Below are 10,516 nucleotides of genomic sequence, written 5' to 3' on the forward strand. Positions count from 1 at the left end.
AAAGTGTTTGAAATGAAATTGACACCAATCAATTCCATCAGTCTCAAGCTTTAAGAAGTGTTACCTTCTTGTTTTGTTGAAAAGAAAACAAGTTTCTTTTCGTTGACATACTGGTTGTTTTGTTCAGTTTTCAAAGAGCAAATGTTCTGTTGCTTCAGAAGCAACTTTTATATATTACCACAAGTTGAAACATTTTGTCAACAACAAATTTATTTTGTAAATTTATATTAACGACTTATCTCCCTAGTGGAATTACATCATACCCCGTTATTTGATACATGTCAACAATATTTTTTATTAGACAACTCGGTTGTCACCAAGATTTTGGGTGACAGCCTTAGTTGCACTTATGTAGTAAGAAAGCATTTATACTTTCTTACTACATAAATCATTTGCTCTTTAGATACACCAACTCCCGTTCTAGTCGGTCCAATTTGATACTTAAAAGTTTACCATGCGTATCTTGACTCACGCCTTATAGAAAAATTAAAACTTGTATTAATGCGAATGCGACCGTTCCCATTATTGGAACAAGTTTTAGCAGCAAAAGTCCATTCGATGTTGAAATTAATGGATCAAGCGGGTCTTTTGCAGGTGAAGCTAGAAGATTGATGAATCGTGCCCACCTACTAGGTTTCATTGGGAAATAGGGGATATCTACATGATATTCTTCCAACTTCATACGTAGATGACGATCCTTCTTAAAGGGATCCTGACTCATATTCGTCTCCCTCCAATTCTTCTTTTAATCTTTTGATTGCCGTGTGTAATCTTGATTTTACTGTCCCTTTCGGAATTTCAAGGATTTTCGCTATTTCTTCTTGTGGCATATCGTGATAGTAGAAAAGCAATACAACAGTTCGCTGTATTTCAGGGAGCTTTGTAATGGCTTCCCGAATGGTTATTCTGTCCGATTGATGAAATTGTTCAGTCTGTATCGGGGTAAGAAAGGGAAAAAGGTTCCTCCATCTCTTGCGGCGGTTTAATTTTGTTATCATCAATCGATATGCAATTTGAAAAAGATATGATTTTAGTTTTCCCTTGCTTGGATTGTAATCGTGCTTATTTCGTTGTAGTTTAACAAATGTGTCTTGAACGATATCAATGCTTAATTGTTCGTCTCTTGAATAGCGGAAAATAAATGAATAGAGAGATGGCTTTAATAAGGTATATATCGCTTCTAAAGCTTCGTTATCACCATTTTGATAAGCAATCATCAATTCATCTTCACGTTCACTCAATCTCATCGCCCCAGCGTTCCTTAATAGTTTTCAGTGTCATAGATACCCTAGAAATTAAGTAAATAATTGATACAAGGGTCCATACTTGTGCTTGGTTTGTAAAAAATTGCACAAAAACATTCTCAACCGTTTCACCACTAGAGACTAAAAGATTAAGAACTTGAACACAAATAACGGTATATACGGATAGGCCAAGGGTAAGTGTATCAAATACGTTCCATCTTAAATATATTTTCGTTTTCTTATAATTGATTTTACCATTTTCACGGATAACATACTTGCGATCCATTGGAATGGCAATCGCTAAAATGAAAGTCATTAAGAAACCAGCAACGATAAGAGAAACAATCCAACCAGTATCCATTTTGTAACATCCCCTTTTTACCTTCTTTTCTAACTATACAAATGAGAAAGCAAAAAGGTTCATTTAATCGAAACTGTTTTTTGCCTCTCCTTATAACTCTTACTATGTAAAAGTGATACCGGTGACTAAGTTCCTTTTTACACTTTGGCAAATTGTTAACACACAGAGGGGAGCAATAAACGTCAATTCGATTTTTACCCCAACTTTCCGGTAAATGGTTGGTTCTTCACCCTCCATTAATAATGAACTGAAAATCTGTGAAACTCTCAAATTGGACCTATTTACTAATTTTAACCAATCCTATATATCGAACAACGAGTGCAGTGGAGGACTGATCCTTTAATCATAGGGAAAGATTCCTTTCAAATGCACATGATGATGATTTTCCGAATAACCTATCAAACAAATATAATCACTTACTTCTATAATAGTTAATCGGCTTTCACCTACCTCTACTTCGATAAGAACTTGGTCCGAGTTCTTACTATCATTAAATACTTTTTCAATTTGATAGTTTGTCTAACAATTGGGACGCAATTCAAAATCAGTCCCTAAATCCTAGATAATAAATATTTATCATGAAGAAAGGTGAGACGTACATCTAATGAAACGATGTACGTCTATTCCGCTCATAACAATGCTTAATAAGGTAGATAATACGGATATTGGGGGTACTGGGGATATGGAGAATATGGTGCATACACTGGGTATGGTGGTTGATAAACATAATTCGGTCTGAAAACGGTACCTGCCAAAAGACCACCTGCCAGAGCACCGACAAATGGTACTATAAATGGACTGATAAAACGCTGTTCACCGTAAATACCTTGGTTATCATCTCTATTGTATGGTTGCTGCAAAAAGCCTGCATATAAATCATCCACATGCTCTCTATACTCCATTGGTTTATACCAATCTTGATTCATCTATTTCCCTCATTTCTACATAGATCTCTACACAATCAGCCTACGCAGAGGGAAAACGTAATTATTGGGCTATTGGACAGATTTTGATTTTTATCTATAAAGTCCGTTCCCCGCTGTGTTATTAGGTTGATGATGGCGGAAAATATGATAATCATACAATTCGAAACAGAAGATCCAATTTGGAGTAAACCAAGTGTCAGGAAGGAAATAGGGACAGGCACGAAACCTACCCCACATCCCCAAACCACCCATACTCCTTCTCAAACACCAATTCCACCGTTCCAGTCGGCCCATTCCGGTGCTTGGAAATAATGACTTCCATCCGATTGTTCTGCTCGGGATTCTTCTCATAATAATCCTCACGATATAGAAAGAATATGACATCAGCATCCTGCTCTATATTGCCTGACTCGCGCAAATCTGACATCAGCGGACGCTTATTTTGGCGCGACTCCACATTTCTCGATAGCTGGGAGATTAATAGAATTGGTATATGTAGTTCAATTGCCAATTGCTTAAGCTCTCGTGTAATCTCCCCAACCTCAAGGTCCCGGCGTTCCCGCTGTTTTGCTGGTGTGATTAATTGCAAATAATCAATGATGATAAGATGATTGCCATCTGGATTATCTTGGACCTTTTTGCGAACAGCGGATCGTATTTCAAGCAGTGTTCTTTTTTTATCATAGACATCCAGACTCCAATTGGATATTACACCAATCGCCTGGACTGCTCGTTGATAATCCTCGTCGGTGAATGCCGTTGTCCGCCACTTCCGGCCATTGATTGCACCTTCAGCAGAAAGCATTCGATGCAATAATTGCTTCGTCCCCATCTCCAAACTAAAAACCTGAGCCGATCCACCTTGCTTGCAATGCCCTGCAGCTAAATTAAGTGCAAATGCCGTCTTCCCAACGGATGGCCTCGCTGCAACTATCAGCAGATCTCCGCGCTGTAAACCACCAGTCATATTATCAAGCTGCTCATATGATGTCATGCATCCCTGCTGCATACGCTCTGGATGGAACATTTCACCAGCAATGTCCTGCAAATGATCGTAGACGGATTTTTCCTGACTAATCGCACCTGCAGCTTGAATAACCTGCAGCTGCTCAATCAGCACGCCCAGCTCCTCATCAGATGAATTGCTCAAATACTGCGTTACACTTTCCCTCGATTTCCTCATACGATACGCATCAAATACGAGCCGTTCATAATGCTTAATGGCAGACGTACTCGCCACGGATTCCGCCATTTCCAGCAAATAGGAGGTATTTCCAACCTGTTCAATCGCATCCCCAAGTCTTGTCGTAACGACAACGACGTCGATGAACGCATCCTTTTCTGATGCAAGCTGCATCGCACGGTAGATGCGCCTATGACGAGAATCATGGAAGTGCTCCTCCTGCACTTCCAGATCCTTGAATAGCGTTCCATCCAACAGCACCGAGCCTAGTACCGCCACTTCCGCTTCATAATTTTCAATCGGCATGGCACTTCTCCACCAATTTTCTTAATGCCTCTTCAAACGCGCGCTTCGTTTCCTCAGGAACCTTTGCCGCCTTCTCCTGCCACGCACGCATCTCCTCTAAATGCATATTCGGCTCTACTGGATATGCCGCAATTTCCGTAAGCGTCGGCGCATACTGATTGGAGCCAACATGGGCAGATAAATTGTGCATCACACCTTCATAATCCATCCTTAGCAACTGTGGGATGAATGCCCTAATCTTCCTCTCTCCCATTTTCACACTTGGATAAAATTCCTGAATCGCATCTAGTACATCGAACGCTTCTTCCTTCGTCATACCAACATCTCCTCTCTTAGTTTATCCAGGATCGATTTGTTTTCTGTCTGGACCTTCTTCCAAAATGGTACCGACCGCTTCCGCTCCTGTTTAGATCCCTTTTGCTGTTGGAAATCCCGTACTTGATCCAGACTGCCAAGCCCTGCACGTGACCATTCATTTAAAATCTTCTCGATGTATTTTAAGGTTTTGCCGCCATTCATCACAGCAACATGCATTGCCTCCAACACCATTTCATCGCCGTTTTTCTCACACCAGCTAACAATTACATCACGTGCAGCTGGTTTTAGGGTTGAAAAGTTTTGATCGTAAAAAGTTAAAGAATCTTGCCTGTCTTCTCCTCTTCTTCTCTCTTGTTTTTGTTTATGTTTCTGTTTAAGTATGGTCCGGCTTTGGTCCGGAAGTTGGTCCTGAACTTGGTCCGGGTTTTGGTCCGCTAATTGGTCCGGATTTAGAGAGGGAGCCTGTAAATTAGCGACTCCCGTTTTATTCTGTGAGCCGTCGAGCACCACCATTTCATAAACTGGCGCCCGGCCATTTGCCCCACGTTCATAATGAATGAGCCCACAGCTTACAAGTATTTCCCTTGCCTCGGACACCCGCTGCTTCGATAAACCACCATACTGTTGGACTAAAGCGTTCGTAGCGTTGAATCGACGTTTCCATCCAACCATATTGTTAATCAACATTAAAGTGTGCCATAACACGATTGCCCTTGACGGCAATGCATTGAATGCCAAGTAATCCCTGAATGCATTTATCTGTTTGATATAGTTCATTTTGGAAAACCTCCTTCTTTTATTCTGCTAGATTCAAATTGGTTCTTATTTAGGTTAGGGCTCAATTTCCTTTCGATTGTTCCTGCTGATTCTCAATCCAGGCATCAACTGTACCTTTCGAAAATAGAATTTTACTGCGAAGACGAAAATGTGGAATCTCATTCGCACGTGCCATTTTGTAGACTGTATCAAGATGTACCCCGAGATAGGCAGCCATTTCCTTCACTGTCATCGTTTTGATTTCCATATAAAAAAACACCTCCTTTTTGTTCTTTCATCTCTACAATCGAAATGAAAGTGTAAAAGGGGGTGTATTCCGTTAAATTATTTTTAATTATTTTCAAATGCAATTGCATGCTAAGATGCACGGCTCCGAATATCTAGTTGAATATGCTTCTTTGATTCTCTCTTTTGTATCATTCTTGCAAAAAGATTATTTGCCAGAAGTGAAACAATAATAAGGACCGTACCAATAATATCGAATCTTGTGACATGATTTCCTTGCAAAATTGAAATAAGCAGGGTAGTAATAGGCACAAAATTAATAAACAACAGTGCATTTAAAGGGGATAAGATACTCACACCGACGTTCCAGCCAACCAAGGCAATGACACCAGGGAAGATAATCATAAATAATAAATGCGGACTTACTGTTTTGACGACTTCTATAGAAGGAACAGATAAATCACTAAAAAGCGTTGCCACGAATACAATAACAACAGCAGTGATTGTTCCCAGTAAACAGCTTAAAGTTGAATATCTTAATGCGGACCAACCACTAAACTCACTGCCACCCATCGTGTAAATCACCCATCCAATAACGGCAACTAATATGAGAATCGAAGGTAAAATATGATCCGCTGCACCAAAAAATGCTTTTATATCACCTTTTGTTATGACTAATATAGCCCCAATAAATGACACGATTACACATAGTAATGTGAATAGATGCGTGCGGCTTTTAAAAATCACTAGGCCAATTACAATGGAAATCATTGGCATTAGCGACTCCATAATGGATGCCACCATCACACCTGGCTCACCTAATAAATTTTCTCCCCAGAAGATGAGCAGATTATAGGCTGTAAATGCCATCGTACCGAAAAACCATAATTTAAATCCTTTTCCTTCCAGTCGAAAAGCCTTCTTACCTTCTTTGACTAATAAAATCGCTACTAAAATGATTGTAACGGATGCATAGCGAATAATTGTAAAATAGAAAGGGTCGATATGTTCGAATGCCGCATGTGCTACAGGAAACATTGCACCCCATGAAGCAGCAGCAATAAAACATAAAATCGCTCCTAATAAAAGATTACTTTTCAACTTTTCCCTTCCCCCTCTTGCTTGAAATATCGATTTTCCATAATCAATCATCTATCATTCTTGATATCTTGTAAAGTGAATGAAATTAATGTTTTACATCAATTTTAGTGATATCATAAAATATACAAGAAACGATGAAAGAAAGGTGATACGCGTGGAATTTAAGGATTTAGAAATTTTCCAGATAGTGGCGGAAAAAGGAACCATCACAGCAGCTGCAAAGGAGTTTAATTATGTGCAATCAAATATTACATCAAGAATTCATAAACTCGAAACAGAACTGGATACTCCTTTGTTTAACCGACACCGCCGCGGGATGAGTTTGACTCCAGAAGGAAAAAAACTATTAACTTATAGTAAACAAATATTATTGCTAACAAATGAAATGAAAAAAACGATTCAAAATAAACAAGAACCGTCTGGAAAACTAGAAATTGGAACCGTTGAAACTGTCATTCATTTACCAATCATATTATCCAGCTATATTAAGAAATATAGAAAGGTAGATTTATCATTATTTACTGGCGTTACGGACAAATTAAAGGAACAAGTATTAAATCATGAGTTAGAAGGTGCATTCATCACAGAATCAGACTTACACCCCGACCTAATATCCCATGATGTATTTCAAGAGGAGCTTGTTTTAATTTCGGATATGCGCTTCTCAACATTGGAAGAATTAAAAGAAGAACCAATTCTATGCTTTAGCAAGGGCTGCGGATACCGCGCACGTTTAGAAGCCTGGTATAAAGACCAAAACATCATCCCGCAGCAAATAATGGAATTCGGTACACTGGAAACAATTTTACGCAGTGTTGTCATGGGGATTGGTATTACATTCGTTCCCAAGTCAACCGTTACACAATTGGAAAATAGTGGACTAATCCGATGTCATACACTTCCGGAGCAATATAGTAAGGTTAAAACTGTTTTTATTAGAAGAGCCGACGCATTCTTAACTTCAACAATCGAAACTTTTATCGATACCATTGAAATGAATAAAGAAGCATCGATTGGACCAATGAGCTATATTGTTTATTAAGCCTTTCAATTTAAGAGGAGAAGAGTAATTATTGCTTTCTCTTCTCCTGCCTTTTATATCTAATCGCAAAGTATCTCCAAATGTTGAACAGTTAATAGGTGAGTCATGTGTTTCATTTTTTCCGTTTGCATTTGTTCTCGTTGCCATCTTTACTACCATTCGGTACAGTGATTCGGTGCCAACAGCAATATCTTCATATGTTGAAAATTCACGAGGATCATGACTAATTCCATCTTTCGACCGAACAAAAGTCATTGAAATATTACAGTCTTGTGCCATCAGAGTGCATCATGAAAAGCACCACTCGTTAATTCCGGGACGACAGAGGGACAGTCACCGCGTTCGCAACCCCTTTAATTCAATGGTACACGATGTACCTGTCCCTTTATACGTCTTTGGAAAAGGCTGAATTCATTAATTGAATTCAGCCTTTTTTCTTACATGTTAATCGTGCGTTTGGAAAAGAGTACCATTATTTAACAATCTTATATTGGTCAATAATTTCATTAGTAACAGCATCATATGTTGTAAATGAAGCAGATTCATCCGTTATTTCAGCATTCATAAACGATGGTCTATATGATTGGCTTCTTACAGCTGAATAATAACTAGCATCGTCTTTCCAATTATAGTATTTGCTCCCGCTTGAAGAGTTAGCTGTTAGATAAAGAATACCTGATGGATCTTCAACTATGTTTTTAGACAAAAATCTTTGATCCATCAGTGGCTGATCAGCTTCCATTTGGTGTGTACGAACATAACCATGATCATGTCCTGCAAATACGACATCAATGTCATTAGCATCAAAAGCTGGAACAAGTTCTTCACGACGTTCAAGTATATCACCATCATATTTATGGCTATTTTCACTATAAATGGAGTGATGCATTACTACAAATTTCCAATTTGCATCCGGATTTGCCGCTACTGTTTCTTCAACAAATTGGGCGTGTTCTTCGTTATTTCGACTATTCGTATTCAAGACAATAAATAAGGCATCGTTATAAGTATAGTAATAGTCACCGCCAGCACTTGTTGCTCCTAAATCAGATTCATTTGGAACATTATAGTGGGAATCATATGTTGCTGAGTTGTCATGGTTTCCTACTGTCGTTTGAATTGGATATTCTTTAATTTCATCTGGTGAGAAATAAGCATCATACTCTTCTTCATTGTTTGATTTGTTCACTTGGTCACCGGCAGAAACTAAGAAATGTGTTTCAGGAAAGGCGTCTAATGCCACATCTAATGTATTATTCCAACCAGATTTATCTGCTAGTACATTGCCACTTGAACCAAGTTGAGGATCACCAAACAATAGGAAATTGAATTCATCGTCACCGCGAACAGTAAAGGTATTGATCTCACTCCAATTACCTTCCCCATCACCAAAACGATAATTGTATGTAGTATTTTCTTTTAGACCTGTAATGGTTGCTTCATGGCTGGATTCCCCGCTAGTAGCTTCTTCCAATGTCGCTTGAACAGTTGTTGTTTTCCCCTTAGGAAACTGCTTACCATTGCCATTATTGGCCTTTGCAAATTGCACAACTCCAGGTTCATTAGTAAGTTCTGTATACCAGTTAAATGTACGTTGTGTTTCATCAGCTCCTGGAGCAAAGGCAATATCACTAACCCCATACGATACTTCATCAATTGGTGCTGCTTGTACCGTTGTTCCCGCCGCTGGAAATGCAAGTGGCATAAGTAATGCGGATGCTGTTAAAACATTCAAGAGACGTCTGTTCGTTTTACTAGTTAGATAATTTCTCATTTTTTCACTCCTCAGTTTTTTCTTTTCTAATCATATGCTAGCACCTATTTGTAAAGAAAATGTATTGTTCATGTTAAGTTCAACTTAACAATTATAAAACGATAAATAAGACCTAGAAGAAAACCGATCCAATATATGTTTAAAAGGTAAGGATACCCAAATAATTTAATAATTTACCATTATCTGTAATTAGTGTGGGATTAGCTAAAATAGTGAAGTCAAACAAAACCAAAATTAATTATTTGTGATTTCTCCATTATCACTAAGTGCAGCAGGGGACTGACTCTTTGATCTACGAATCCATTTCCCCATACTTTTTACACATTCTAAGACTACTAACTAGTCAAAACACCTTAATATTTATTTGGTAATGGGTAGTATTCTTCATTTTCTGAATTTAAAGAGGATTTGTATTCCCGTCTATCGAAAACTACAATATAACGAAAAAATGGAGGGTTATGATGAAAAAGCTAAACAAATGGCTATTAACGGTCAGTCTTACTGGGGCACTTATCATTGGGGGAACAATCCTTACTTCTCCGGTTGTAAGTGCGGTGGGAAATGGTCCAAATTACAATGGGAACGGACAAATTAATACTTCTATTCTTACCACCTATGATGAAATGGTTGATTATCTTCAAACACAGGAAGCAAAACAAGAACAAATGGAATTAGAAGTGATTGGCCAATCCATGAAAGGCCGCGATTTATACCTTGTTAAATACATGTCCAACCCGGAAAATCCAACGATACTTTTCCTAACACAGCAACATGGAAACGAGCAGTTGACGACAGAGGGAGCTCTTGAATTCATTAAACACCTGGGAACAGGTAAAACAAAAGGCGTTCTGGATAATGTCAATGTGTTAATCGTACCGATGCTAAACCCTGATGGAGCAATGGGAGACGTAGACTTTGAATTAGATGATTATATTGCGAGCGGAGATCGTCATCTAACAAGATACAATGCAGTGGGCGAAGATCTGAACCGTGACCATGTAAATAAAATCTTCCCGGAAACACAGGCCCTTCATAATAATGTATTACGTGCCTACGATATTGATTATATGATTGACCTTCATCATCAGGGAGCGCAAAGTGAACGTGATGGAGAGTTAGTGTCAGGATCAATTCTTTACCCAACTACGGAGAATGCAGATCCCGAAGTGGTTCATAAATCCAAACAATTAGGTGCTGTAGTGTTTGATAAGATTAATCCATCTGGCTGGGGACACCTTGGTAAATATGACGGTGGTTCT

12 protein-coding genes are annotated in these 10,516 nt (G+C 38.6%); 2 read left to right on the plus strand and 10 right to left on the minus strand.

What is annotated here, in order from left to right; all coding sequences use genetic code 11:
* Positions 1 to 475 precede the first annotated feature (475 nt).
* The 9 genes from CWR48_RS14885 to CWR48_RS14925 all read right to left on the minus strand — a co-directional run bounded on the left by CWR48_RS14885 (position 476) and on the right by CWR48_RS14925 (position 6,441).
* Positions 476 to 721, minus strand: coding sequence for a hypothetical protein (locus tag CWR48_RS14885; protein ID WP_115774116.1), 246 nt, complete (start codon positions 719 to 721; stop codon positions 476 to 478).
* Positions 702 to 1,217, minus strand: coding sequence for an RNA polymerase sigma factor (locus CWR48_RS14890; protein WP_115774125.1), 516 nt, complete (start codon positions 1,215 to 1,217; stop codon positions 702 to 704). The genes CWR48_RS14885 and CWR48_RS14890 overlap by 20 nt, the downstream gene beginning before the upstream one ends.
* A gap of 16 nt (positions 1,218 to 1,233) precedes the next feature.
* Complete coding sequence (locus CWR48_RS14895) at positions 1,234 to 1,605, minus strand: group-specific protein (RefSeq protein ID WP_115774117.1); 372 nt, start codon at positions 1,603 to 1,605, stop codon at positions 1,234 to 1,236.
* 641 nt (positions 1,606 to 2,246) lie between these two features.
* Entirely contained in the window at positions 2,247 to 2,531 is a 285-nt protein-coding gene (locus CWR48_RS20880; RefSeq protein ID WP_245976828.1) for a hypothetical protein, read from the minus strand.
* A 226-nt stretch (positions 2,532 to 2,757) separates the two neighbouring features.
* Positions 2,758 to 4,020 (minus strand): replicative DNA helicase, encoded by a 1,263-nt coding sequence (gene dnaB, locus CWR48_RS14905; RefSeq protein WP_115774118.1) that lies wholly within the window; start codon positions 4,018 to 4,020, stop codon positions 2,758 to 2,760.
* Positions 4,010 to 4,336, minus strand: a complete 327-nt coding sequence (locus CWR48_RS14910; RefSeq protein ID WP_115774119.1) for a hypothetical protein — start codon at positions 4,334 to 4,336, stop codon at positions 4,010 to 4,012. Before CWR48_RS14910 ends, dnaB begins: the two co-directional genes overlap by 11 nt.
* Positions 4,333 to 5,115, minus strand: coding sequence for a DnaD domain-containing protein (locus tag CWR48_RS14915; protein WP_115774120.1), 783 nt, complete (start codon positions 5,113 to 5,115; stop codon positions 4,333 to 4,335). Before CWR48_RS14915 ends, CWR48_RS14910 begins: the two co-directional genes overlap by 4 nt.
* A gap of 61 nt (positions 5,116 to 5,176) precedes the next feature.
* Entirely contained in the window at positions 5,177 to 5,362 is a 186-nt protein-coding gene (locus CWR48_RS14920) for a helix-turn-helix domain-containing protein (protein ID WP_115774121.1), read from the minus strand.
* A 110-nt stretch (positions 5,363 to 5,472) separates the two neighbouring features.
* Positions 5,473 to 6,441, minus strand: a complete 969-nt coding sequence (locus CWR48_RS14925; protein ID WP_115774122.1) for a DMT family transporter — start codon at positions 6,439 to 6,441, stop codon at positions 5,473 to 5,475.
* Between the two features lie 154 nt (positions 6,442 to 6,595).
* On the opposite strand from CWR48_RS14925, the gene CWR48_RS14930 reads away from it, so the two are divergent.
* On the plus strand, positions 6,596 to 7,483 hold the full coding sequence (locus tag CWR48_RS14930) for a LysR family transcriptional regulator (protein ID WP_115774127.1): 888 nt from the start codon (positions 6,596 to 6,598) through the stop codon (positions 7,481 to 7,483).
* 472 nt (positions 7,484 to 7,955) lie between these two features.
* Here CWR48_RS14930 and CWR48_RS14935 read toward each other — a convergent pair whose 3' ends face one another.
* Positions 7,956 to 9,257 (minus strand): purple acid phosphatase family protein, encoded by a 1,302-nt coding sequence (locus CWR48_RS14935; protein ID WP_115774123.1) that lies wholly within the window; start codon positions 9,255 to 9,257, stop codon positions 7,956 to 7,958.
* Positions 9,258 to 9,718: 461 nt separating this feature from the next.
* Here CWR48_RS14935 and CWR48_RS14940 point away from each other — a divergent pair.
* The coding region (locus tag CWR48_RS14940; protein ID WP_115774124.1) for a M14 family zinc carboxypeptidase at positions 9,719 to 10,516 on the plus strand (798 nt) is incomplete at its 3' end.

It is taken from the genome of Oceanobacillus arenosus (genome assembly GCF_003369575.1).
Lineage (GTDB): Bacteria > Bacillota > Bacilli > Bacillales > Amphibacillaceae > Oceanobacillus > Oceanobacillus arenosus.

Bases quoted from the DNA above. Each gene is read 5' to 3' on its own strand.
- CWR48_RS14885 (WP_115774116.1), bottom strand. From the start codon at position 721: ATGAGTCAGGATCCCTTTAAGAAGGATCGTCATCTACGTATGAAGTTG.
- CWR48_RS14890 (WP_115774125.1), bottom strand. From the start codon at position 1,217: ATGATTGCTTATCAAAATGGTGATAACGAAGCTTTAGAAGCGATATAT.
- CWR48_RS14895 (WP_115774117.1), bottom strand. From the start codon at position 1,605: ATGGATACTGGTTGGATTGTTTCTCTTATCGTTGCTGGTTTCTTAATG.
- CWR48_RS20880 (WP_245976828.1), bottom strand. From the start codon at position 2,531: ATGAATCAAGATTGGTATAAACCAATGGAGTATAGAGAGCATGTGGAT.
- dnaB (WP_115774118.1), bottom strand. From the start codon at position 4,020: ATGCCGATTGAAAATTATGAAGCGGAAGTGGCGGTACTAGGCTCGGTG.
- CWR48_RS14910 (WP_115774119.1), bottom strand. From the start codon at position 4,336: ATGACGAAGGAAGAAGCGTTCGATGTACTAGATGCGATTCAGGAATTT.
- CWR48_RS14915 (WP_115774120.1), bottom strand. From the start codon at position 5,115: ATGAACTATATCAAACAGATAAATGCATTCAGGGATTACTTGGCATTC.
- CWR48_RS14920 (WP_115774121.1), bottom strand. From the start codon at position 5,362: ATGGAAATCAAAACGATGACAGTGAAGGAAATGGCTGCCTATCTCGGG.
- CWR48_RS14935 (WP_115774123.1), bottom strand. From the start codon at position 9,257: ATGAGAAATTATCTAACTAGTAAAACGAACAGACGTCTCTTGAATGTT.